This is a genomic window from Lacrimispora amygdalina, from assembly GCF_003432035.1.
Classification (GTDB): domain Bacteria; phylum Bacillota; class Clostridia; order Lachnospirales; family Lachnospiraceae; genus Lacrimispora; species Lacrimispora amygdalina.
This window is the reverse complement of record NZ_QOHO01000052.1, coordinates 21234-47234: the sequence shown is the minus strand read 5'-3', so window position 1 is coordinate 47234 and position 26001 is coordinate 21234. Positions and strand designations below refer to the sequence as shown.

Genomic DNA, 26001 nt, shown 5'->3' with positions numbered 1-26001 from the left:
GTCGCGGATGTTCGGAAGGGTTATATATTGTACCATCGGAAAACTTCACCTCCAATATCTTCTAACAATTCGGGTTGCCATCAGCTCCAACGCAATTTACGAACGCAGCAACGATATCCGGATCAAATTGCGCTCCCGCACAACGCTGGAGCTCCTGTATCGCTTCCGCGGAGCTTTTAATCCGGGGGCCGTCAGGTGTATGCACCATTCGATCATAGCTTTCCGCAACCGATATGATACGGACCAGCAGCGGGATACTTTCCTCTTTGAGCCCTTTGGGGTAGCCGGAGCCATCCCAATTCTCGTGATGTGAGAGAACCACTTCCGCCAATTTCAGCGTGTCATGAAAGGAATTGAGTATTCGGTAGCCTATGATCGGGTGTTGGTTCATCTCATGCCATTCTTCCGGATTCAGTTGATAACCTTTTTTCAACAGGGCGGGGTCCAGTACGATCTTTCCAATATCATGCAATCGCCCGGACTCCGTGACCATTTGAATATCAGATTCGGGCAAACGCAGTGCCCTGCCAAGCCTTTGACACAGGCTGCTCACCCGCGCGGCGTGCTCTTTTTCGTATTCGCTTTTTTCAAAAAGCGTGGAGATCAAGGTGTCCAGCTCCTGACTGAGCGTTTCGTCGCGTTCCAGCGCTTTGATTGTGTACATTTTGGCTTCTGCGCTGCTCAGCACCTGCGTGATGTCGTCGGAAGGATCAATTTTTGCATCGTGCCCAAGGGAAATACTGCCTTTCACTGCACGGATTTGTTGGGTGGAAACCTCTTGTTTGATCCGCTCAGCAATCCTCTCAGCTTCTTCAGGACTTGTTTTCGGCAGCAGCAGCACGAATTCGTCTCCGCCCCAGCGCGCAATGATATCATCCGCGCGGCAAACGCTCCGCATCACCTCGGCAATCCGTTCCAGCAGCATGTCGCCGAACGCGTGCCCAAAGATATCGTTTGTCAGCTTTAAGCTGTTGACGTCACCCATCAGGATCGAAATCGGAAGATTGCGCTCTGTGTCAATACGGCGCAGTTCATCCTCAAAAAACCGCCTGTTGTACAGCCCTGTCAGCGAGTCGTGGAAGCTGATATATTCAATTTTCTTTCGCTGCTCCTTTTTCTCGGTGACATCCCTAAAAACCAGCACAACACCGGCAAGGGTACCTTTGTTATCCATAATTGGAGCGGCGCTGTCCTCCAAATGGAATTGCATGCCGTTTTTAGAGGTCAGAATTGCATGGTTCCCCAGTTCCTGGGTTTCACCTGTTAAGAACACCTTCTCAATTGGGTCATCGACGGTAAAGCCTTCCTGCTCATAAGATAAAACAAAGACTTTCTTGTAATCGACGCCCGCGGCTTCCTCGGGCCGCCAGCCGGTCAGGTCACATGCCACTTCGTTGAGCATTTCAATATTTCTGTTCCTGTCAATCACAATAACGCCATCACCAATGGATAGAAGCGTCTGAAAGTATTTACCTCGCTCATAGGCAAGCGTCTCCAACGATTCCCGGCGTTGCACCGCGTTCCATACGCCGCTCATGAGCATGGTCATTTCATACACATCCGTATCGTTGTAATCCGTCTGCTTGTTACCGAAACCAACAACCGCAACGATCTGATCGTCAATAAAAACGGGAACTGACATGAACCTTTTCAGCGCCACATGCCCTTCGGGATATCCTTTCTTCAGCGGATTCGGCGTATTAAAATCATTGACGATAATGGGTTTGCGCTGTCTGACCACTTCGCCCCAAATGCCTGTATGCGCAAGCTGATATATCTTAGGCTCTCCCTGCACTGCGCATTCCGCCATAACGCCTTGTGTCCATGAATTCAGGGTAAATTCCTCTTTTTTCTCATCATAAAAATAGATGTAGCCGTACTGACTTTGCGACAGCTCTAAAAGCCCATGCAGCGCATAATCAAGCTGCTCCTGTGTGCTGCCAAAGCTGCGGCCAAGTACATCCAGCAGCAGTTCGTTTCCTTTGAGCATCCGTTCCCGGATTTGCTGATTTTTATATTCTTCCGTGATGTCGCTGATGTAGGCGCCCACACCAAAGACACCGTTCGGCATACGCACGGGAAACTTTGTGGTTCTGAAAAAGCGGTTGTTCCACGCGGTCGTGCTGATGATGAGCCTGCACTGCTCAAGCGCGTCACGATCCGACCCTGTGCATATTTCCGCAAACTCCCTCTCCACCAGTGCAAAATCGTCGTGGCCGATGATGGCGTCGTAGGGGAGCTGCATAAATTCCTTCATGGCCTTGTTGACAAATACGTATTTTAGATTCTCGTCCTTGAGGAATACATAGCTGGTGTCCGCGTCAAAAAAAGTTTCTCGCAACTCATTGAGCTGTCCCAATTCCTCGTTGCGTTCTTTCAGCTCCTGCGTCCGCGTTGCCACCTCATCCTCCAAATGGGTGACCATATTGGTCAACCGCAATCCCATGTCGTTAAAAGCCCGTGTCAGCGCGCCGATCTCATCCCTTCGGCCGCTATCGGGGATAGGAGTCAGATTTCCTCCGGCCAGTTCATCGGCGGCTTTGCTTAATGTAACAAGGGGCCGTGTCACCCGCCGGCCAATCCAGGACATCAGAAAAACAGAGATGAGCAGCGAAACCGCCAAGATGATTACGGTATGTACCACCGACTGCTTCACTCCGCCGAGAAAATCGTTTTCCGCCGAAACGACATAAATATTCCAGTTAACGCCACGCTCTTGAAAAGTTGAGCGTCCGACAAAATATTTCTCCCCGGCAACAGTGAACCCCGGCAGGCTTTTTTCATATTCTTCTTCCCGCAAATCCAATGCGGCCTGTATCAGCGTGCTGTCGCTGTCCTTGGCCGGAATTAGCTGGGAACCCCCCTCCGACATTCGATAGGCGGGGCCGTCAAAAGAGGTGGCGATGAGCATGCCCATATTGTCGGTCACAAACACCTGCCCGGAATCGCCGATGGGTAAGCTGCCCAAAGTCTCTCCAAGCCAGGACAAAAGGTAGTCGACGCCAAAAACGCCAATCAACCGACCATTTTGATCATAAACCGGATGACTGGCCGAAATGGTTGGCTCGCGGAAAACAAAATGGCTGTATACACTGCTGAAAACAGGCTTTCCCGTCTCCACGGCCTGGGTATACCAGGGGCGCGTGCGCGGGTCAAAGTTGGGGAACTCATCAGCCAGCGCCACGCCTTCCCCCGAGCTTGTGATCCGATAATACCGGGAAGCCCCCTGTGTTGTGCTGTCGTTGCGTACAACCTGTATTTCACCGTCCATAGTACGGCGCGCGCCATAAAATGACCCATCCGGCTGACCGATGAAGGTCATTGCCACATCCGGATAGGATTTGATGTGACTCGAAAAATACCGTTCACGCTGGACTGTGGATTCCAGATCCAGAAGCCCACATTGCATCAGATCGGCGTGCATCTGATTTAAGTGCATCGCCGTATGCATATGCCCGGAGAGCTGGTCGTTGACCTGCCGCATCATCTGCTGCTGTAATTCCTTCAAAATCAATTGGGAGCTATTCATACCCGCCTGGATCAGAAAGAATCCGATGAGGCCAATGGTGATCAGCAATTGAAGCACGGAGGGTATTGTAAAGCGTTTACGCATTGAGGTATCCCTTGGGGATTTTGCCGTTTTAGCAAGGGCGAAAAGCCTTTTTCGCATCAGTGATCCCTCCTTACCTCTTGCGCATCTTCAAGTTCTATATATGGGTCTGTTTCCTGTTCCGCATGCAAAATATCAATAAAGAGTGTCGTGATTTCGGGATCAAACTGTGATCCTGCGTTGTCAAGCAGCTCAGAAATGGCGTCTTCACGGCTTTTTGCCGCCCTATACGTCCTATCGTTTGTCATGGCGTCATACGCGTCTGTAACGGCCAGAATTCGGCAGGCGAGGGGGATTTCTTCCTCTTTTAGCCCATACGGATAGCCTGTCCCGTCCCACCGTTCATGGTGGGCCAAAATGAGGTCTGCTACGGAAGAAAGCTCAGGCGTCGCCTGGGCGATTCGGCAGCCGATTTCAGGGTGCCGTTTCATTTCCTCCCATTCCACGCTCGTAAGCGGTCCGGGCTTTCGTAGAATATCAAGGTGAATACCAACCTTTCCAATATCGTGCAGGAGCGCAAGCAAAGACAGCTCGGCCATTTCTTTCGACGAGAGCCGCAGCGCACGCCCGATGGAATGGCAATGTCTTTCCATTCTGTTGGAGTGCTCCTCGGTCTCATTGCTCTTTTCGTAAAGTGTCGCAAGCAGGGTATTGATGACGGCATTTCGATAGCTCTGGCCGTTCAGCAGCTTCTTATGGTACATGGATTCTTCCGCCTCGCGCATAACGTCCTCGATGCCGATATCCAGGCCCTCCTTACTGGCGCACCCAAGCGACATGCTCAGAAGCAAACCGCTCCCATTGATAGGGATACGGGTATCCATAATTTGATGCACCACTTCTTCCGCATCCTTCAGGCTTGTCCGCAGCATGAACACAACAAATTCATCACCACCCCAGCGAGCAATCAGATCGTCCGAATTGCAAGTTTCTTTGAGCAGACTCGTCACATTTTGTAGCAGGGTATCGCCGGCTCTTGGCCCAAAAACGTCGTTTGTGATCTTGAGGCCGTTCACATCGCCTATGATGACGGAGATCGGCAGATTTTCCGCAACATCCAGACCGTCCATGATTTTTTCTACGTAGCGTCTGTTAAAAAGCCCCGTTAAGGGATCGTGATCACTTAGAAACTCAATCTGTCTGCTATGTTCTTTTATAACGCTTACATCGCGGAAAACCATGACCACGCCGAATGTTTCTCCATTTTCTGTTTGAATGGGCGCAGCACTGTCCGCAATGGGGATGTACTGGCCGTGACGGTTTGCCAGCACCGTATGATTGGCAAGCCCCACGATACGGCCCGTATCCAGCACCTTCCGTATGGGGTTTTCCACGGGCGCGCCGGTTTCTTCGTTGAGCAGGCAGAAGACCTCCGTAAACAGCTTGCCTTTTGCCTCGTCATTGGTCCACCCCGTCATCTCCTGAGCAACATCGTTCAGACTGCCGATTACGCCGAAATTGTCCGTAGTCACCACGCCGTCGCCGATGGAGCGCAGCGTTGTGCGCAGCATCTCCTTTTCCGTATACAGTTCTTCCCGGTAAATCTCCCGATCCGTGACGTCAAAAATAATGGAATAGAGCAAGGTGTTCTCTCCATCGGAAATCGGGCAGGAGCAAATATCAACCAATCGGGTATCCCCGTTTTTCAAACGGTGCGGTAAGGTAAAGAACCGTCGCTTTCCCTCATATGTCATCATACGGTTCTTCTTTACTTCTTCCGGAGGCAGCGTGTTGATATCGTTGACCAACAGAGCCCCAAATTCCTCCTTGGAATACCCGTAAAATTCACAGGCGGCAGGATTGGCGTCAAGGATTTTACCACTGAATGGTTCTACAATCAGCATGATAGCGGTGTGCCGATCAAACATTGCGTTCAGACGCTGAGCCAGCACTTCCTTTTCGCCCTGAACCTTTTTAAGCTCCGACACATCCTTGCTGGAGCATAAAAGATAGCGTATGGTGCCACCGGAAAAGACCGGTGTGACCTCTGTCTGCCACACCCGATGTCCCGGCTCAAATTGGAAGCTCTGCTCATAGCTGACTGGACGGCTGGTACGCAGACACTGTTCGTAATACGTTTCAAGCTTTGCGCCCACCTCCTCGCCCGCCAGTTGGACGGGCGTCACGCCGTGAATGTTACTGACGCCAGTTAAGCGCTGATGTAAGGCATTGTTTCGGATAAAACGGAATCCGCCATTGTGGTATTCAACCAAACTAATTGCGTCATGGGTTTTATCAAAAAGAATGCTCATGTCCTCCGGAAGCGGGTCTTCGTAATCCTCTCGGCCGGGCTGCGTTGTTTCGTCGGAGGCTTCGCGAAGAATCAGTGTAAACGTCAATTCTTGATCCGGAATAACCGTAATCTTCAGGTATCGCTTGATATCCTCAATCCATTGGGTCGTTTCCTGCGCTTGTCCCGAGCGGATCGCGCATTCAAAATAGGTAAGCCAGTACGGCCCGAAGCTTACGATACCGGGGGTCTCAGAGTCTCTTTCCCCCAATATATTCGCACCCTGCCAGCCTGTCAGCGTTTCAAAGGCAGAATTGACGGCGAGGGGCACATAATCTACGGCTTCACCCTTGCTGCCTACAAGCAGCCTTAGATATCCGATGCCGTAGGGCAGGATATCCAGCGTATTCTGAATGTGATGGTTCATCGTGTTACCTCCCTTTCTATTTTGCTTCGCCACGCCTGACTTCGCAAAAACCGGTTCTATTAGAATCGGCTGTATTTTCAAGCGCAGTTGCAGAAAATACAGCCGAAACAATTGTGATTTACAGAATCCCCGGAGGAAAATCGGACGCCGCTTTTACAGTTTCTCGGATGCGTGATCTTGCCTTGCCATTATTCCGGCTGCACCGCCTGCGCTAAGGCCGAAAATTCACTCTCGTTCAGAAGCTTGGACAAATCCAAAATCAGAGCAACTCTTTCTTTTTTGCCTTCGCCTTTTTCCAGCCGGCCAATTCCAGACAGATAAGCGTTGGACACATTGTCGGAAAGCCGCGGCGGAGAAGATATCTGCTCCTGCGGAATATCCAGAACTTCATCCACCTCGTCCGCAATAAAACCGAACAGGGTATTCTGAATATTTGCAATAATGATGCAGGAACGCTCCGTATAGGGCGTTTCTGGATTTCCCATGCGAAGGCGCATATTAAGGATGGGCAGAACGTCCCCCCGCAGACTGATAATCCCTTTTACATAGGCTGGGAAGTCCGGGAGCGGAGTGATCTCCTGAATCCCCACGATTTGAACAATATCCGCTATGGGCGTGCCAAACAACTGATTGTTGGACCAAAAGGTAAGATACCGCTGTTCCATCCCGGCATCCTGCATATCCGAAAGATCAGGTAATGCTGAACTGTTCATCTTCAATTTCCTCCGATCAATATTTTCCCAGTGACATGCCGGCAGACAGTAAAATCTCCGAACTTTCCTTTTGATCGGGAAGCGCGGGAATGTAGCCTTTGCCGTAACCCTTGCCCTCGTTCAGCCTGAACCTGCCCACCTCCTGGCGCAGCGTTGCGGCCTGAGCGGACATTTCCTCACTGGTAGCGGAGTTTTCTTCTGCGGTGGCAGCATTGGTCTGCACCACGGCGGAGATTTGGGACAGACCGTCCTTGATCTGTTCGATTGCTATCGTCTGCTCCGCGATAGACTGCTCGATCTTTCCGAAGCTGACCGTTACTTCGCCTGCGCTCGTGCCCACATCCCGGAGAATCTGCGCTGTCTGGCCGCTGATCTCCATCCCCCTTGCTACCGTGGAAACGGAGGTCTGGATCAGCGCGCCCGTCTGCTTAGCGGCTTCCGCTGATTTTGCGGCAAGGCTGCGAACCTCGTCGGCTACAACGGCAAAGCCTTTTCCGGCATTTCCGGCACGGGCCGCTTCAATCGCAGCGTTCAGGGCAAGAATATTAGTCTGGAAGGCGATATCCTCAATTACCTTTGTAATGTTGGCAATCTGGTTGGAGGCGGAGCTGATGTCCGTCATGGCCTGCGAGAGCTGCTCCATATGCTCGTTTCCGGCGTTTACACCCGCGCCTGCCTGTTGCACGGACCTGGCCGCAGCCATGACCGCCGATGAATTTTCCTCCGCCTGCTCCGCGATTCTTTCCACGGAAGCGGCCAGCTCCTCCACAGAGGCCGCCTGCTCGGTGGAGCCTGACGCAAGCGCCTGCGCTCCGCTGGATACTTGATCGGAGCCCGTCGCCACCTGTTCGGCGGCCGTGTTGATGTTCAGCATCGTACCGTTAAGCGTGGAAACCGTGTCCTCAATCGTCTGCTTAAGGATCGCAAAATCTCCGGGGTATTCTAAATCCACCCGAAGCCTCAAATCTCCGTGAGATATCTTGGTAAACTTATCGATGACGTCCTCGACAATTTTATTTTGCATCGCATTGGTTTTCTGGATGAGTGTTACCATCTGTCCGAGCTCATCGCGACTTTCATATCTGATTTCAGTTTTCATATTGCCCTTGGCAATTTCGCCATAAGCATCCACAATTTCATTGACCGGGGTGAGGATGGACTTTCGGATAATCATCATCAATACCACGGAAAGAACAACCGCTGCGACGCCGCACAATGCGAGGATGATCCAGGCAAGCTGAACCGCAGCCTCTGCATCCTGCTCCTGTGCTGCGGCACGCGCATCCGCAGTTGTAGTAAAGTCGACTAAAATTTCTGAAGCTTGATCCATAAAAGGAACATAGGTACCCTCATACTTTTCTTTTGCAAGGAGCACATTGGCGTCCGTGGGAGATTGTAAGAGCTTTTCGATTTCCCGTCGTGCATCTCCCGCCTTGCCAAGCAGCTCCCGCAATGTCGCTATGTTTGCGTCGCGGCTTGTATCTCTTTGGTTGCCCGCGTATTGTTCGAGCTCGCTTAACAGCGCCGCAGAGTCCTGCTGGGCAGAGTCGAGCCATTTTCCAATTTTCTGCGTATCGGTCTCAGCCAGAGCGCTGACCAAATCTCGCTGTACAGATACCGTGTTGCGCCGAATCATCCAAATGTTCTCGGTGTTGGGCAATGTATACTGCGCGTAAGAATGAATTTGCTCGTTAATTCCGTTAATGCTATAAATGGACATTCCGATGGTGATCAGGAGCATGACTAAAATGGCGCCGAATCCAATGATAAGTTTTTTGCTAATCGATAGGTTTTTCATGTTGTTTTCCTCCAAATGTTTGATAACGGAGCTTCGCCACCCCATTGGTTCTGTTGCTTTCATAAATAATTGCTGTTCCGGTATAGCCTGTGGACTGCATGAATGGAGGCGTTGAGAGCCGGGATGTGGGTGCATATCTCTTATATCCGCGTATAGATTGGCACCCAAAGTAGGCTTTTCGCCCCATTCTTCTTGTGCTTCCAATTTTGGTATGGTAAAATAAAACTAAACTGAATTTATCAGGCTCTATGCATATTTTCCACAAATTCACGGAGGAAAAGAGAGGAGGTTCTCTCTTTCGTTGTATGAGGGCCGGTGTTCTCAGCGGGGCGAAAAGCCTGCTTTTTTCTATAATTTTGTCGAACGCTAACAACAAGTCAGGCCATGCATCACCCTTGTATCGTTTGTTTTGATGGACACTCCGAGGCCCATCTCGTAAAAGTTTTATGGGCAATCCCCAATTGTCTGGCTGCCTTTCGCGCGGATAACTTGCCGCATCTCCAATCCTTTAATATGCCATAGAATTCGGCGGGGCGCTCCTTGGGTGGACGCCCGAACTTGACGCCCTTTGCTTTTGCCGCTGCAATGCCCTCAGCTTGACGCTGCCGGTTAAACTCACGCTCTTTTTGAGCGACATAGCTGAGGATTTGGAGCACTAAATCGGCAATGAAGGTTCCTGTCAAATCCCGGTCTTTTTTCCGCGTGTCCAGTAGCGGCATATCAAGGACAACGATTCCGACTCCGCGCTCCTTTGAAATCACCCGCCAATGCTCGATAATTTCTTCATAATCCCTGCCCAGCCTGTCGATGCTTTTGATCACAAAGGTATCGCCGGGCCTTATTTTTTTCAAAAGCTTTTGATAAGCCGGCCGGTTAAAATCTTTCCCGGATTGCTTGTCGCGGAAAATATTCCGCTCCAGTACTCCAAACTCCCTCATGGCAATCAGTTGGCGATCTTCGTTTTGATCCTTGCTCGACACCCTAACGTATCCGTATGTACAATTCATGCTATTGCTCCTCCAAAAATCTCATGTTTGCACATATGATTTTAACTCAGAGACAATAGCTCCTTCAAAATAAATGAAATGCGCCTATGTTTCTTTTTTTCAAGGCCCGGCTTTGCCAGACCAATGCTGTCTGATAAAGGTGTTAGTGTGGTAGACTGATGTCTATGATCCGTATGTCCCTTTTCTCTGCCGAAGCTATGCGTATGGTCTGCGCAGTACCGCTTCTTTCGCGGCCGTCAAATACCGCAATCACCCGTTGGCTGTTCTGCACTAAATAGCGGTTTCTCGCAAAATAGCAATTGGGATTGTACTCTTTTGAAATAACCTTGATACCATTGCACTGGGCAAGCACTTGCCCAAACAGCGGGTTTTTACTTTTAAGCCTGTTCGCGTAGGGGATGGCGGCCTCCAAAAAGAGATGGGGATGCTCCATCTTTTCTTCAGCCACGATAGCGCCAAATTCCAAGTCGGCGCCATCAGCCATACCGCAAAGAAACAATGTGAATCCGTCCTCAATAGCCTGTCCGATCTCCCACCGAAGCTGTTCTCTCACATAGTCGATCTTCTCCTTGGGGATATTTCTGTGACCGGTAATACATACTCCTTTCATCTGACCACCTCTTCACTATATTTTGAAATTGTATAAAGCGCCTGTCGTCATTGGCAGTCCGCAGCTTATTATGGGTACAAGATTATGTCGCTGCCAATGATTGAGCCTGATGTATAGTTTACACAATACACGCATCTATTGCAATTAATTTCGTTTGCTATTTGTGTTCTTATGTTCGTTGGTTACAGCAAATATAATTGTAACCAGAGGTGAATGCGATGAATGAGAAGTTTGTAGTCACGCCCAAGACTGAACGGTCTGTGACGATGACCATTCGTATTGAAACACAATACAATCAAAAGCTGGAAGAAATGGCGTTAAAAAGCGGGCGCTCCCGCAACGAGCTGATCAATATGGCGATTAAGTTTGCTTTTGACCATATAGAGTTTATTGACAGCAGCTCACAAAAGAAATAAACCGCAGATACAAAAAGCGGTATAACCAATTTGTGCAACTGGTTATGCCGCTTTTCCCTGTGCTCAAATAGCCTTAATGATGCAATTCGGGCGTGGAGAAATACCTCATTGCCTCAGATTATCCTTGTCATAGCACATAAAGTTCCTTAGACCCTCGGCTTTGCGTCCCCGGTATTGCATTTCTCGTTATGATGAGGATGTATATGTACGAAGTGTTAGCCATTTCAGCAGATACGGCCTGTCATTATTGGCGGCAACCTCAAACCACTCGGAGCAAACAAAGTAACGGACCCCTCTTACTACCACCGGCGTAGAGTAATATCTTTTGGGGCTTTCGCCATTGGTATCATCCGCTTTTATAAGCAGAGGGTATTGAATATCAAAGGTTTCTTTGGAATATTCCCTTGTCTGCATAAGCTCAACTTCATCTGATGAAACAGCGCCATCTTCCAACATCTTGCGTAATACCGTCCGAACGATGACCCCGATTTTCATTTCTTTCAGCCCATCAAGCCCCTCGTAGTTTATGGCCTCAAGCTCTTTGCTAATTTTTTTCGGCTCGGCCTTTGAGCTTCCGACAACAGACTTCGGCTTTTTATCGGTAAAAAGGTTATACATCTGTAAGCTCCGCATGAACAATTCTGATGTATCGGCGACCTCGCCCATCGTGTTCAAAACAGGCTGCAAGATGCTCTCGCTAAAATCACTATTAGCGATAATTCGTGTGTTGTATGAAAGCCCAACCTTATTAAACACGGTGCTGATGTCGTTTATACTCTCTAAAATCGGCTCAGAAACGGCGGGATTGACTTTCGGCGAAGCAAAAATGATAGAGCCTTCTGTATAGCCAAAGTACCCATAAATACACATTGCCGCCCTAATACACTTCTTGACCACCCTTGAAATGGTTTCGTCTTTTGAACCGTAGTTAAGCCCCGCTTCGTGAAAGGCAACATCAACGGCATATATGGGTGTTTCCTCATCACCGAAAGACAAGCCAAGCACATCTATCTCAGCTTGTGCAAGTATCTGTTCTATGCCGCTGTTGCCCTTGTAAATGTCATAGCCGTATTTGCTCTTGAATAGTTCATCGGAACATTTCAAAAGATCGACAAGGACCTCTTTGTTTTTTAGCTCCCATCTGGCCGATGCCTTCCAGTTCGTCTGAACGATTTGGCATTCTTTAACATGGCGAAGCCACGACATAATAAGGGATTCTCCCATTTCAATTTTCATCAGACAAACCTCTCTTTCAATTTCACAAGGATTCAACAACTCAATTTATTCTTGTGACAATCCAATTTCAAATGAACTCATGAATTTTCTCAAGTTTTTCCTTGCGATTTTCATAGCCTCAGCGGACTCTTCAGCTTTCTTTATCCTACCCTTTAGGTCTTTCTTTTCTTTGCCACTTGCCACATCTGCTTGAAGTTTCAATTCGACTATACCTTTTTCGATATCCATGATGTTCTGCACATACTGCTCATATACGCTGTTTGAATACACGGTATCATGTTCGTCATTGAGGAATATTTCCCTGATTGAAATAAGGAGCTTTGCAGACTGTAAAATGGTGTTTTGCTTTCCAAGCAAGCCGACAGCACCGACAGCACCACCGATACCGGCACCGACACCGAATCCCAAAACTGCACCGCCACCGACAACAGCTATCGTACCGCCAGCCATTCCGCCACCACCGATCGCAATCGCACCGCCGCCAAGATAGGCAAGACAAGCGCTTGTTAAGGCGGCTCCGCTAAGTCCCGCAAAATTCGAACCGACCAACGCAACGGCAATCGCCGGAGCGAATGCCCCTGCTGTTGCAATAGCGGCAATCGCTATCACGGCCGTGATGGATAACGAAGTAATCACTGTTTTGAGAACCTCATTCAGTTCGCGCAGCACTTTGTCATAGCACTTCCGAAGCCTCTTGATGTAGCCTTTCGAATAATAGCTTCCAGAGAAAAACGAATCAAGGTAGTCGTCGCCGATGCCTTTTTTATAGCCGTTAATAATGTTCTGCAAATCTTTAAATTTTTTGCTCGGTATATCATTGCCTTTTTTGTCTTTTTCAAGCTCCAAAGGATAATAAGGCTCAAAAAGCATTGCTTCAAGAAGAACCAGTCTGAACCATGTGTTCTGCGGCTCATTTTCCTCGAATTTCCGGATCAGCTCTTGCTCCGTATACCAGTGAAGTTCAGCGTCCTCAATTTGCAAGAAGCTTGAAAAACCCTTTGAGATATATCCTTTCCACTCATCAAGCCAGTCCTGTTTCAGACGTTTTACACCTTCGTTGTTAACAAGTAATTTCGTGGACTGTATGTCGTTTAGGGTTTTGTAGTATTCGAGATTGTATAGAATCTCCGTTTGCTCAACGGTTAAGCCGAGCTTATCTATATTCATATCGGCACCCATTCTTTTATAAATGTTTTCATCGGATTGCGTGTACGTAAACCGTTTGATATCCTCATACATTTGCCTTATGTTCTTGATGTTTCTGGCTTTCAAACACCAAGTAACATCCTCGCCGATAGCAACGGCGAACCGTCCAATGCCAACGTAGTTGATAGACACCCAGTATTTTTGAGCGATAATTGCTTCGCCGACATCGACGGTAGTAAATACGCCTGTTGAAATCGTAAGCATTCTGCTTATGGTGGGATTATTCAGCGGCTTAACTTTGCTCCATTCAATCTGTTTTAAACCTGTGACAGAGCAAATATCGTTTTCGCGTATTTCCATTGCAAGGCGGCGAATGAAATAGAAACTTCTTACGATGCATTCATTTGCGACAACAGGAATCGCCTGCCGGCCAAGTTCGATTCCAACGCCGAGTTCGCCCCGCAAATCAAACTTCACCACGGTGTCTTTGATAATCCTGCCGGATTCGTCATGCCCTGCGAGCAAAGTGCCGTTAAAGAGTTTTGATAAAAAAACGGATAGTGAATTGTCGCCGACATTTATGTTCTTAAAAACAGGAAGCACGGACAGTTCCTTCGCCAAAGCAAGTAGGGGACCGGGTATTCCGGTGCCGCCGCTTTTGCCAACAGAACCGCTTGAACCGGCCACATCGCTTACAAGGTGAAAGAACCAAGTGATTGTTCCAAAGAGTATTTTCGATGGGACATCCTTGCCGATGAACTGTTTGCTCGCTTCTGTAACATCTGCAATTTTAAATACTCCGTTGACATCTGTGCCGTATGACCTATAAGTAAACTGCGTAAGGAACGAAAATACCAGTCCGACAATAGTCGGGTGATGTGCGAAGTCACGAAGATGATGCTGTAAGCCGCCTCCAAAGTCCGGCGTGTTGCCGTCGCTTGGTATCTGAAATTTCTTTTCAAGAAATCCTACGGCTGATTTTAAATCATCCTCTTTGCAACCCAATAGCTTCGCTGTTTTTGTGACAAGGCTATCTATTTCCTCGCTCGCAATGCCACGACCTCGCTCCAAACTAAAATCGCCAACCCAAAGAACGTCGAGCAAACCACACAGCACCCCGCTGCCGATAGCAACCAGGTAGTCAAGGTTATCCGCTTGGTTCGATAATAAAGCTATTTTGCTATCCAAATCAAAGAGTATCCTGTCCAAATCATACGCAACAGATTTTTCTAAGTTGTCATAGGACATGATTTCGATTTGAAGCTCGGTAGTAGTATCTATCATGGCTTTTCACCCCGTTCCTCAATAATTTTTATGTAATACGGCTTACCGCTGCGCCAAAAAGCCTTCATACTTTGGCTCGTACTTATAATGGAGAGCCGCCTCAATCAGCTCCAATGTAAAAACCCCTAAATCAGCATCTAACAGGATGTCGATTCTTCTGCAATTTCTTTTTATCCAATCGCCGGTGGTGGCTTCTGAAACATCAAGGTGCGTCATCGACTGATCCGACAGGATTGAGGCTGCTAACGTGCTTTGTGCAGACTTGGGGTTGTAATGCTGGCTCAAAAATCTTGCGTTGCTCTTAGGGCCAGCTTTGCCGATTTTCAAAGCAATTCCGTTATGCCAAAAGGTGTAAATTCCCATCTTGCCGAACGGCAACATTTTGGGCTCATGCGGCATACCTCTGTCGACAATCTCATATCGCTTTTTATCAACAGGCTTGCCCAGCAGCTTTGTTACTTCAAGGATTATCTCATCAAACTCAATCAGGGGATTCATTAGCGTCCTCGCTTTCTTCATGCTCAATTCCAAAAAAGTCAAGCAGTTTAAACCAGTTGGAAGGATATGCATTACTCCCGCCGTGTTCAAGGGTTTGCCTGTCCGAATACCGCACCGCCAAGCCCCATTGCTCCCCATCGCAAATATGAGGGACAACGTAATCGGCGTTCCAATACTCGGTGTGAATTGCGGAAAACTGTTCCGACAACAGGATAGCTTCGCTTTCTGAGTATTCCTCTGTATCGAAGATGTTATCTTCATCCCGTCTATCAGATTGGATCAGCTTTGCGCCGGAATCGGTAAAGGACAGGCGATAAACGGTATGCCCGCCAAAGGAGCCGCCGAGCTCAAAGACAATTTCTTCAATCCGCTTTGGACGCCTGTTCCAGTCAATGTCCTTCAGCCGTTTCAGCCATCGTGAGATCGAACCATCCTTGAAGAACGCAAGCAAAGCGCCGTCACAGAACCGTTCGGCCCGGATTGCGCCTGTAATAAGGGCGAGGACACACTGTGCGTCAAAACCCGAAACATCTGCTTCGTGCATTTCTCGGCTGCCCCAGCCCCAAGGAATATTGTGTTTTTCCAGTATTTCGCCGTAACGGGTATGCTCGTACTCAGGATGGTCTTCCGCAAACCGATAGAACTCGTTCTCAAAAGCTCTAACCAACCCACTGTATCCGACCCACGGCATTTGTATCGGATGTTCAGGTGTTCCGTCATTTTCACGGTCAATCATCCATTCGCCGAATGAATCGGCCACATCAAGCTTGCCGATATACTTTGTAAGCACCTTGAACTTCTCGTCGCCCGCAGGGACAAACGCCAGCCATTCATCATAAATCGCGTGAAGCTCCTCTTCCAAAAAGGCGAGGGCTTTTTCTTTTATGTCGGCGGGAACGCCGTAGTAAGCCTCGGCGATAGCCCCCGTGATAGCGGCAATGGTATCGCTGTCGCCGCCGAGGGATACAGCCGTACGAATGGCGTCTTCAAAGGAGTCGGATTCTAGAAAGCACTTGATCGCTTGCGGCACAGTTTCCTGACAAGTTTCGTTAAAGCGATAGGACTGACGAATATTGTCAATCCCAAAATTCAATGGGTAATAATCACGCTCAATGCGCTCGTGTATTTCGCTTTTCAATGCGCCTTGGCGAGCCAAATAAATCGCAATCGTCACTGCGTTTGCGCCTTTGATTCCCTCGTTGTGGTTGTGGGTTACGGCGGTTACTGTTTCCGAGAGAGCTTCCGCCTCCAGCTCCGTAGCGGCGGCAAACCCCGCGGGACTGACCCGCATGGCCGCGCCGTTGCCGAAACTGTGATACGGCTCCGGGTGGTGGCCGAATATCCAACGGGAAAACATCCCGCCGTAGCCACAGTTCGGGTACTTGCGGCCGATCTCCTGCATATACTTCACGGTTAGGCTGGATAGAAGGGCATGATAGTCGCTCTCGGAGGACACCTTAACCTTGGCTGCTTCCATAATGGCCTTGGCGACGGCAAGTGTCATAATGCTGTCATCGGTAGCGAAGCAGCTCTCACCGAACAGTTCAAAATCCTTGCTTCTGTGATTATTAAACTCAAACCGCGACCCTACGATGTCGCCGACAATTGCTCCAAGCATTTCTATCCCTCCATTCAAACCAATATCTACTCTACTTTTGAGCCAACAATCTGCATTTTCAAGCCCTTGCTGTCTGTTGGGGGCAGATCAGGCAATGTGCAGAATCCATGTGTTATCCCCAATTCTCCGATGACAGCAAGACAAAGCGCGTCAAGAATATCGTGGAGACGATTTTTAACGGCAGCATCACCGGATACTTTGGTGAGAAGGCCGTCAAGGTCGGCGATTTGCGGACGCAGCAAGGAGATTCGGGCGCTCACCCCAGCTTGTTCCTTTTTGCTTTCCAAAACAGGAGCGCCGACATTGAGGATGGCAAACCCATATTCAGGGTGGCTTTCTACAAGCCTGTTTTTCCAAGCAGGATTGCTTTGTAAAAACGCATCCACTTCCTCAATTTTTTCGCAAATCGCAAAAGATTGTTTGCTGAGGCCTTTTCCCATCACAGCCTTGTTTGTGGCGTTAGCGCCTTCGTAATCGGCAGCATATACAGCCTGTCTGCAAGGGGTATTAAAGACGCTGGATGCTTTACCTTTTAGATGGTTTCTCAACATATTGTCAGGACGAATATCCGTATCGCTTTCCGGCAACCCAATCGGAATGTCGATTAGAATACTATCGGCATCGGAATACTCCGCACACAGCTCATGGATTGTGCGATACAACTGAATGCTGACTGCATCAGCCTTTATACACGCCGCAATCCAACCGCCCTTTGTTCCATCAATCCCAACACATTTGTGCGTTTTGCCCTCTCTGGACAACGAGTTAAACAGCCAAAGAAACTGATTTTCCACATCCCGAAATGGACGTTCAGAAAAATCCGGCCTGCTATGTATGATAGGCTTTGGCTCGTAAACCCGTTCATCCATCAACACGAAAAACTCATGCCATAGCATCGTATCATCAATTTGCTTTACAACAGCGTGTTCCGCATCCGTCGGAGAACGTCCATACACCTGATGGATCGTGCCTTGCAGTTTGTTTTCAATTTCAAGGTATGACGGCAAGTGCTTTTTGACGGGGCGCGTTATGTCAGATAGATAGGCCTCGCTTGCATCATGTAAAAGACAAGCAAGCTGTACCTTTCTGTCACATCCCATTGCCTGCGCTTCAAGGGCGCAATTAATGGAGTGCTGGGCAACGGAATAAAACCACTTAAAATGGCCGTTTGCCCGTGTCATCAAAGACAGGGCATGGGCTATGTCGGCAATGCGTATGTCCTCCGGCTTTGGGTCAAGCGGCGAGAAGGATAGCTTTGTATAAGTGGTAATGTAATCACCCTTCATATCAGCGCCTCCACTTTCTTGCCGCAAGCCTGTCCGTTTCTGAAATACGGACTGAGATTTATGAACAGCTTGTCGAGGGCCTCGTCATCCAGCTCGGCGGCATGAATTGCGTCAAGGAGTTCCTCTTGGCGCGGCTGCCCCAATGTAAGACGGTAAAGCGTGAGTACCTTTACCAAGCGTTCGTATACAAGGCGATCCTTACTGAGCGGATACATCGGTACAATACGCTCAATCTTCACCGCGTTACTGCCATCGTCAGGCAGACACCAAAAGGGGACTAAGTCGGAAAGGTCTTGCTTTTCGGCTTCACTGGCCGCATGAAACATCTCGTCCCAGACGTCGGTGTGGAACGCTATGCTTCCATACTTCTGTGCGATGCTTTGGCGGATCGCAAGGCACAGATAGCGGTTGATGCGCCCCTCGCGCTGCTCCAGATCAACAGGATTTGAGGGCAAGTTCCAATGGCATATTTTCCGGCAGTACAGGTGAAAGTCTAAGCCCTCCTGCCCGATTGATGTAGTTGCAAGGACAAAGGGCCTGAACGGTGAATTGAAAGCCAAGCGTATGCTTTCCGTCCGCTGAACATTTTTATCATCCAACCGAGCGTTAAAATAGCCTACGGCAAAATGGTTTCTCATCCTCGGCTTTGCCGATTGGCCGGAAAACGATTCGTAGGTATCCACCTGAACCGATGCCGTGCCAAGAAACGAGCCCTGCATGGATTCTAATAGGTCATCACCCTTCTCACCCAAGACATATGCCCACTCATCAAGGACAGCCTGCAAATTCCCCTCCGCACAGTAACGAAGGACAGCCTCATAATAAAAGTCATCGCTCTTTCCGTAGAGAACATCCAAAATGTCCATTGACTCGGTTTTGTTAAAAAGCGATACAAAGTTCTCCGCTAAGGTATCCGCCTGCTCATCGTTTTTAAACAGCCGATAGGCGCATACCGCAGGCGAAGCAATAGCTATGTTGGTAAAAACAGCCTCCGCGTTATGGGGGATGACGGACGGCATTTCTCCCTCAAAGCCGTCAAACAGGTGGTACATAACGTTGAAATAGTCTTTTGCGCTGCCGCGCCCCTCAGAAAGTCCATACTTAATTTTGATCTGCCCAAGCAGTGCGCGTACTTTTTTAGCGACATCTTTTTGAACAGAATCAAGGCCGCGCCCAAGATATTCAAGGGGATCGTAAAGCTCGCCCAGCTTCTTGCAGGGATACGATACAACCTTTTCCGCGTAGTCCCTTAGACGCACAACCACAATGCGGCGCTTGCGCTTGCTATCAGCTTCAAGGCTGTCGGCGGCGAAGTAACGTTTGGGTTTATTTTCTTTGTTCTCATTGATTTTTACACAGTTCAGCCGTTCCGCCTCATAAGACAGCATACTGGCAATCATACGGGGAACCATCTCCCAGCTTGAAAAAACAAGCACCTTTGAGAGAGGACTGCCGACCCGAAACACTCTGGCGGTTTTGTAATACGGCTTGCTCGGCGGCAGCCACAGCAATTTCTCCATGCACGACCTTCCACCGTCGAATACGGTGTCCATTAGGTATTGGAGCCTCGCATTGCCGGAGTCCACCTTCTTATAGGTATTCAAGTCGATTTTACGCAGCAGCATGGTCTTGTAATGCTTTAATAGCTGAGCGTTAGGCCTTGCCTTGTACTGCTTCACGATGTTTTCTTTCAGCTTATAGCTCTCCATGAATGACAAAAGGTAAGGCGCGGATTTCACATAGTCAACCGGCACATTGCCGATATTATATTCATTCAAAAACCTCTGCATCTCGGCAAAGGAGAGGATATCGTTCCGGCCAATCTCAATCTCTGCGGCTTTTGAAGCGTCGATCATCCCCGCCCTGAACCGCTCTGTGCGGCAAATACTGCCGTATAAGGCGTTTTCCGCATTGGACTTGTTGGCATAGAGGACGGTGAGCCTTTCGGTGTTTAGCTCCGAGAGGGAATGCGAAAAGTCTCGCCAAACGCTTTTGAACTCGGCGTTTTTTCGAGCGTCATACAGAAGGAAGTCCATCACCTGCATAAACTCCCGGTAGTGGTCAAAGGATTCATTCTGGCCGATTTCCTCAAGCGTCGAGTACGGCTTGTAAGGGGTTGCCGACAGAAGCAGAACCTTTGTGGCGCTGTCCTGCAAGAACTTCTTGGAGAGCATACCCGTTTCATCGTCGGCCGGGGCGATTAAATCTCGAAAACGCTGAAACTCATCCATGATAACAAGATCCGGCTCTAACTTATCAAGGCTGATCTGCGCAAAGATGCGGCGAAGCGAATTGATCATGTCGCGGCTGCGCCATCTGTCCTCCGGGGCGGCTTTATGGCAGACAGCCTGTATTTCACGGATCATCCCGTTTGGGATTGCCTGATTCAGAGCCGCCATCATGATGGAAATGTACCCGCTTCCATTTTCATCACAGGACACAACCTGTCCTTCATACAGGTTGACAAAGTAATCCCAATTTTTTAGCTCATAATAACGCATGAAGTCCGAAAACCCGGATAGCTCCCGAAATGCCGGAAGGCGGCGCAACAGGACGAACATTAGCGCACGTTCCTCTTGGTTTCCACAGCCCCCTGTCATCGAAAAGGAGGTTGCGGGGGTAAGGGGAATGAGCTGCTGAAAGCTGTGGTCTCGGCCTTGATTTTGATATATCTTCAAATGCTGCATGGACAAACGGCTCTCCGATACTCTCAAACAGTCCTCGTCACGAATGCCCAGCTTTTTTGAGTTTTGGTTGGCAATGTTAATGTTGGAGCAAATATATACGACCTTAAAATGCTTGTCGCCCATCTTCCTGTGCCAATCCGACACCTTACCAACAACTGCGCGCGCAACAATGGTCTTGCCAAGACCGACCTCATCGGCGAGCAAAACCCGATTCTGCTTCTCTTTTTCAAATATTTCGACGATCCGTCGTGCCGTCGCTTCTTGAAAATCCTTCGGTCTCATCTTATCATCCTCTTTGCGATTTCCTTAAACGGCTGGTACATCGCCACAAAATCGCCTACAATATCGTCACCCAGCTTGCTCATCAGGTGATCAAGGTCGAGCAAGCGGGAGGGGTTATTTACGGTGCAGCTTAACATTCTCTCATAGAGTGCGGCGGGAATGACAGCCTGCGGCGTGTCGGCGTCGTCCAAAAGCTGTTTTGCCAGTTCATATTGCTCAAAGCAGCTCTCGGAGTAGTTATCCGAAAGCATGAACGAAACATAGGCCAAAAACCCGTTTTTATCTTGGATGATGCTTTTATAAATTGCCTGATCGCGGCCTTCGGGAATGCCGACCAAAGTGACTTTTGTTACAATCTGCTTATCCTCAATTTTTATGATAAAAAACTCGCTCAGTTCTTTTAGCAGCATATCCGTAAAAACAAGTCCATCTGTCAACGGGGCAAAGCTACCCGCCCGAAACAATGGAGCAATATATACCGCCTTTTCTAAGGGCTTTCCATTTGTCCGCAGAGTAATAGAGAAGCGTTCGCCATCGGCGGTGACGGTTGCGTTTTTTATACTGCGCAGCGCCTCACGGAAGGACTTGTCCAAAAGGCTCGTATCTTCCGCCTGTTCTTCCGTTTCAATGTCCGCAATGCGCTCAAACGGGCAGCCGTCCTCCGGCAATAGTTCTTTGAGCAAGGCATCATAGCTTGCCATATACGGCTTGTATTTCAGCTTCAGCAAGAATTCAACATTGTTATAAAAGGCTTTATCGGAGGCGTTGGCTGACCCGACATACAGGAAGTTTCCATTGCCGCCGCGCGTAAAATATAGTTTGGCATGAATATCGCACCCTTTTGGCTCAGCCTCGCCCTCGGACATGATTTCATTGTCCATTACAATGTCCTTCGTAATATAGACATCATCATACAGACCAATGATCTTTCGGTTCAAAGAACTCTTGCGGGTAAAGAGGGTTTTCCTGTACCTCGCATTGTTCGCCAAGTTCCCGACCATATTGGAGCTTAAAAATGGCGAGAAAACAATGAGATCATTGCAGCTCTCAAAAAGCCCTGTGCTTTCTGCCGCGCCGGGTGTGATACCGAGCGGAAGAAAATCATAGTCCTCAAATCGGTCGTCCAATTCAAACCGTTTCACGCGCATAATATCCTCAGCCAAAGCGAGTAGCTTCTTTCTCTTCTGAGCTCCGGCATATTTGGCGGTGAACTGGAGCATATCCGAAAGCGGCTTGTTTTTACTCAGCTTTCGATTCCCAATTTTGCCTGTCATCTCCACGGCATAGTCAAAGCTGCGGTCAAAGGTGAGGTTCCGACTGAGAACAATCAGCTTTATGTAGGAATCGCCCGCATCATTGGTGTATTTGATAAACCACATTTTCGGGTGAAAGCTGTTCATCCCGCTGAGATCGACTTCAAAAACGCTGTTTTCCAACAGAGCGAACACACTGCGGATATTGCGAGGGAGGGCGATGCTTCCGGCATTGCAGAAGATGGCGATCTTATCGCTGCTTTTTCTGATGGCTTCCAATAGGAAAAAGGGATTGTCGATTAGTCCTGTATCCATATCATCATCCAGCAGCCCCAGAGACACGGGAACACCCAATAAGGCTTCCAAGTCGAGGGAATAGGTAAATGCGACAGCAAAATCGACATCGTAGCCGATGTCCGGCGTCAGCAAACCGCCGTAGTCAAGGCGATTCTCTTCATAGTCAAACAGAGTTCTGGCCATACCTATCCCTCCAATCCTCTCAAAATATCGTTTACAATCGTGTACGCTGTACCATAGCGATAATTTAGCAAATAATCGTGTACCGGCTTGTCATACCGATACTCTTGCGGCTTGCCCAGCTTCGCCCGCTCCCGCTTAATGGATTTCTCGCGCTGGATAATCAGCCTGTCAACGGCCTGGTCATTTCCTGCCTTAGAGACCTCATAAAATTCCTTCAAAAACGCATTGGTAAGCAGGTTCCCATTTATCCTCGAAAGAACGTCCGATAAATGAAAGCCGTCAAAATCAAAGGTTCCCTGCCATTCGCGGTATCTCTCGGTTTGGTCTGCATCCTCGCCGTTTGAAAAAATCACATTGTAGCGGGTGTGCGCGCCCGAAATAAAATGAGCGAAGGCCTTCGCAAGCTCAACGGAACGCCGCAGATCATCCGGCAGGATTTCCTCATTGATGTCTTGGAAACTCGGAAACAGACACTTCTCTCTTAACATGAAAGCAAGCAAGGAAGCGCGAGACCCGACAGCCGTGGTCATCTTCTGATACAGATACTCGGCCTCCGTTTTGGTCAGTTCTATCGCCGCCTCGGTCATGATTGCATAGTCTGGCGTGATGCTCGAAAACAACGGCATATTTTCGTTACCCGCTGTTTCATCGTCAAACCCTTCGGTGCCGCCTGATTTTGCTTCGGTCTTAATTTCAACCGAATTTCTGCGCAGCTGTTTACCATAAATGATATTGCAAACATTGGATATGGACAGATGCTCGTCCCTTAAAATCTCAAAGGTTCGCATCCCGTTCCAATAAATACTTGAGGATTTCACCTTCACCGATTTTCCTTGCTTATGCGCCCGAAGGCCGATCACGCCGGTGGTATCCTCGCTGTTTTTAATAAGCGTGGGAACAAGCAAATCCTCCTGCCTGTGCATCCACGGCAATATCTCGCTGCTGCGCTTAAAGCTTTGCCGCTCCGCCATTGCGAACAAATATGGGAGAAGCACAAAGTATTTGGCTCTCGTTTGAAGCGTTGAAATGCCCGGAAAGAGAATATCGGCATACCCGTCACGGACCACACCAATCCCAAGCTCGTCCAGCGCGGTGGATTCCTCAAGCATTTTTAGAGTCTGTATGATCTTGTTGCGTTCACTGCGCGAAAAATCTATCCATCCAAGCTGCATGGCTTACCCTTCTTTCGTGTTATTTGAATGCCAAGGCACCGCCGTTTTGCGGGATTCCCTCAATGTCGATGCCGTTGACCCTGCTAAAGTGAGCTAAGAACTCCCCGGCGAGGGCTTCCTGCGCCGTCCCCTTTTTGATTGCGGTAATGTCCCTGAGAATCTGAGCCGCTTGTTCATCAGACAAGTATCTGTGAAGTCCCGACCCGAACTTAACCACATCGGGGGCATTGGGGCAGGAGTAGTAGTTCCAAAATCTTAGCTTTTGCGCCTCGTTCGGCATCATTTCGATTTTATAGCGAGAAGTAGTCGATACATACCCTTCCTCCCGCGCATCGCCCTCATATGTATCATCCACCAAGAAAACAGCAAAGATGAATCTATTTTCCTCCGGCTCATTCGGCAATCTTGTGGTCAGCACGGCCAGGCTGTTGATCTGAACCTGTTTTAGCTTCATGGGCCGCCCTTTATTTTCACCTGTATGAGTAATACCCGCAAAGGCGCTCCAATCACGCAGCATGGCACTTTCATAGCAAACAGACCCGTCCCGGTTAAAAACATCTTCAAGCTCAGAGTAGGACGAGATCATTCCGTCATAATACTGGCGGCAGGGCGAATCCGGCGATGAGCACCAAACATGATTCTTTTCTTTTATGTTATAGCGGATGACCGCCTCGGAGCATACGCCATGAAAGCCGATCCGCTCCGATGACTTGCCGCCATTGCAATAATTACATTTGAAAGCGATATTGGCGCGTGGGTAAACCCTTTCTTTTGGCTTTGTTGGTACAAAGCGTTTTTCAGCCACTTTTTCTCTTTCAAGCAATGCGACACTATCTTTTTCATGTTGTAGCAGTTGTTTTTGGGCCTGCGCTTCTGCCAGTTCATTTTGGATAGCGGTGTGAAGCGTTTCGTCTTTCGCCCGCAAAAACACCTGAAATGAGTCGGGATATATGAATCGCTTCTCACTCTCGCCAAACAGAACGGAAAGATAGCCTCCTGTATGGTCTATCACCTTTCCCTCGCCGAATGTCTTATGAATGACAAGCTGACCTGCCAGATTCATAAAATCCCTCCTTCCGGAGAGGTTCAGATACCTCCCCTTATAATCATTATACCAAAAATAGTGTCCAATGGTACGGACAGTAATTTCATTCTGCGGAGTATCTCCGTATGCTTTTTTCCGCAAGCTCTCTCATAGCCACAATCAAGCTGTCAGGTTCCTTTATCTCGGCGCAATCGCCAAACTGGAACACCCATGCCAGAAATACCGGGCTGATCGACACATGAACCGAGATTTCAAACCAGCCGTCCGTGGAAGGGAGCATGAGGACATCCTTGCCAAAATGGTCGAGCACTACATTGACAAGGCTCTTATCAAATGCCAACCTTGCCCGCACAAGCTCTCCGTCGTACATACCGAAGGCGCGCTTTGCGTGCTCGGCAATATTAAACTTGTCCATATCAAACGAGTCGCCATCCTCATCCAACACCTCAACGCCGCTCATTCGGTCAACCCGGTAATGTGTAAAATCATCATATTTTGCGCTGTAAGCGATCAGATAGTAATTGTCGTTGTTCCAACAAAGGCTGACAGGGGTAGTGAGGTATAATTCTCCCCGCCTCCGGAAAACCCGTTTCTTCTTAACATCATAGTCAAAATACTGGAAGGCGATTTTTTTGCCTTCGCCGATGGCATGATGGATCTGATCGATGCTGTAATAGACTGTTTCATTGATAGTCTTTGCACGATCTGCCACAAAAACCTGACGGCGAAGCTGTTTGGCCTGCTGGCTGCTTGTGAGCGAGGAGAGCTTTTTTATCAGTTCTTCGCTTTTCCTCTTGGTAATAAAGCGACAGCTTTGCACGGCGTCAACCAGTAGCTTCAATTCCGGCAATTCAAACTGCCGTTCGGCAATGTAATACCCGACCGTCTTGCCGCGCTGCATTTCAATATCAACACCGAACTGCCGTAAGAGCTCCATGTCGCTATAAAGGGATTTGCGCTCTGCCTTGATATCATATCCGGCAAGCGACTCTACGATTTCAGCAATCGTCATGGGTACTTGTACATCAGTCCGTTCAAATAATATCTTCATCAGATACAGGAGCTTCAACTTTTGGTTTGATGAGCTTGCCATACTGCGGCCTCCTTGAGCATCTTATTTTGTACTGCAATGTTTTCTCAAACTCCAACACCTTATCCTTCGTGGTGCAAGAACGCTATCTAAACTTGAGCGAAGCGTGAACG

17 protein-coding genes are annotated in these 26001 nt (G+C 48.7%); 1 reads left to right on the top strand and 16 read right to left on the bottom strand.

Annotated elements, in window-relative coordinates; genetic code table 11:
* Window positions 1-61: 61 nt before the first annotated feature.
* The 6 genes from DS742_RS16430 to DS742_RS16405 all read right to left on the bottom strand — a co-directional run bounded on the left by DS742_RS16430 (window position 62) and on the right by DS742_RS16405 (window position 10395).
* Window positions 62-3670: a diguanylate cyclase gene (locus DS742_RS16430; protein WP_117418066.1), complete on the bottom strand. Its 3609-nt coding sequence runs from the start codon at window positions 3668-3670 to the stop codon at window positions 62-64.
* Window positions 3670-6267 carry a PAS domain S-box protein gene (locus DS742_RS16425; protein WP_117418065.1) on the bottom strand — a complete coding sequence of 866 codons (2598 nt, stop codon included), beginning with the start codon at window positions 6265-6267 and terminating at the stop codon, window positions 3670-3672. The genes DS742_RS16430 and DS742_RS16425 overlap by 1 nt, the downstream gene beginning before the upstream one ends.
* Before the next feature lie 188 nt (window positions 6268-6455).
* Window positions 6456-6980: a chemotaxis protein CheW gene (locus DS742_RS16420; protein ID WP_117418064.1), complete on the bottom strand. Its 525-nt coding sequence runs from the start codon at window positions 6978-6980 to the stop codon at window positions 6456-6458.
* A 16-nt stretch (window positions 6981-6996) separates the two neighbouring features.
* Window positions 6997-8778, bottom strand: a complete 1782-nt coding sequence (locus DS742_RS16415; protein ID WP_170313492.1) for a HAMP domain-containing methyl-accepting chemotaxis protein — start codon at window positions 8776-8778, stop codon at window positions 6997-6999.
* A gap of 389 nt (window positions 8779-9167) precedes the next feature.
* Entirely contained in the window at window positions 9168-9785 is a 618-nt protein-coding gene (locus tag DS742_RS16410; protein WP_117418062.1) for a recombinase family protein, read from the bottom strand.
* 142 nt (window positions 9786-9927) lie between these two features.
* A complete protein-coding gene (locus DS742_RS16405; protein ID WP_117418061.1) occupies window positions 9928-10395 on the bottom strand; it encodes an SLOG family protein in 468 nt (155 codons plus the stop codon).
* A 218-nt stretch (window positions 10396-10613) separates the two neighbouring features.
* Between DS742_RS16405 and DS742_RS16400 the strand changes: the two genes are divergently transcribed.
* Window positions 10614-10811: a ribbon-helix-helix domain-containing protein gene (locus DS742_RS16400; protein WP_117418060.1), complete on the top strand. Its 198-nt coding sequence runs from the start codon at window positions 10614-10616 to the stop codon at window positions 10809-10811.
* A gap of 186 nt (window positions 10812-10997) precedes the next feature.
* Here DS742_RS16400 and DS742_RS16395 read toward each other — a convergent pair whose 3' ends face one another.
* The 10 genes from DS742_RS16395 to DS742_RS16350 form a co-directional block, all read right to left on the bottom strand.
* Window positions 10998-12047 carry a hypothetical protein gene (locus DS742_RS16395; protein ID WP_117418059.1) on the bottom strand — a complete coding sequence of 350 codons (1050 nt, stop codon included), beginning with the start codon at window positions 12045-12047 and terminating at the stop codon, window positions 10998-11000.
* 45 nt (window positions 12048-12092) lie between these two features.
* Window positions 12093-14477, bottom strand: a complete 2385-nt coding sequence (locus DS742_RS16390; protein WP_117418058.1) for a hypothetical protein — start codon at window positions 14475-14477, stop codon at window positions 12093-12095.
* 42 nt (window positions 14478-14519) lie between these two features.
* Window positions 14520-14975: a hypothetical protein gene (locus DS742_RS16385; RefSeq protein WP_117418057.1), complete on the bottom strand. Its 456-nt coding sequence runs from the start codon at window positions 14973-14975 to the stop codon at window positions 14520-14522.
* Complete coding sequence (locus DS742_RS29515; RefSeq protein WP_117418056.1) at window positions 14959-16593, bottom strand: ADP-ribosylglycohydrolase family protein; 1635 nt, start codon at window positions 16591-16593, stop codon at window positions 14959-14961. Before DS742_RS29515 ends, DS742_RS16385 begins: the two co-directional genes overlap by 17 nt.
* Window positions 16594-16619: 26 nt before the next feature.
* The gene (locus DS742_RS29900) at window positions 16620-17879 is read right to left on the bottom strand and encodes a DUF429 domain-containing protein (RefSeq protein ID WP_170313491.1); all 1260 of its coding nucleotides are present in this window, start codon (window positions 17877-17879) and stop codon (window positions 16620-16622) included.
* A complete protein-coding gene (locus DS742_RS16370; protein WP_117418055.1) occupies window positions 17876-20848 on the bottom strand; it encodes a helicase C-terminal domain-containing protein in 2973 nt (990 codons plus the stop codon). The genes DS742_RS29900 and DS742_RS16370 overlap by 4 nt, the downstream gene beginning before the upstream one ends.
* Entirely contained in the window at window positions 20845-22581 is a 1737-nt protein-coding gene (locus DS742_RS16365; protein ID WP_117418054.1) for a phospholipase D-like domain-containing protein, read from the bottom strand. Before DS742_RS16365 ends, DS742_RS16370 begins: the two co-directional genes overlap by 4 nt.
* Window positions 22582-22583: 2 nt before the next feature.
* Window positions 22584-23753 carry a DUF6361 family protein gene (locus DS742_RS16360; RefSeq protein WP_117418053.1) on the bottom strand — a complete coding sequence of 390 codons (1170 nt, stop codon included), beginning with the start codon at window positions 23751-23753 and terminating at the stop codon, window positions 22584-22586.
* A gap of 19 nt (window positions 23754-23772) precedes the next feature.
* Window positions 23773-24816: a hypothetical protein gene (locus DS742_RS16355; RefSeq protein WP_117418052.1), complete on the bottom strand. Its 1044-nt coding sequence runs from the start codon at window positions 24814-24816 to the stop codon at window positions 23773-23775.
* Between the two features lie 85 nt (window positions 24817-24901).
* The gene (locus DS742_RS16350; protein ID WP_117418051.1) at window positions 24902-25891 is read right to left on the bottom strand and encodes a helix-turn-helix transcriptional regulator; all 990 of its coding nucleotides are present in this window, start codon (window positions 25889-25891) and stop codon (window positions 24902-24904) included.
* Between the last annotated feature and the right edge of the window lie 110 nt (window positions 25892-26001).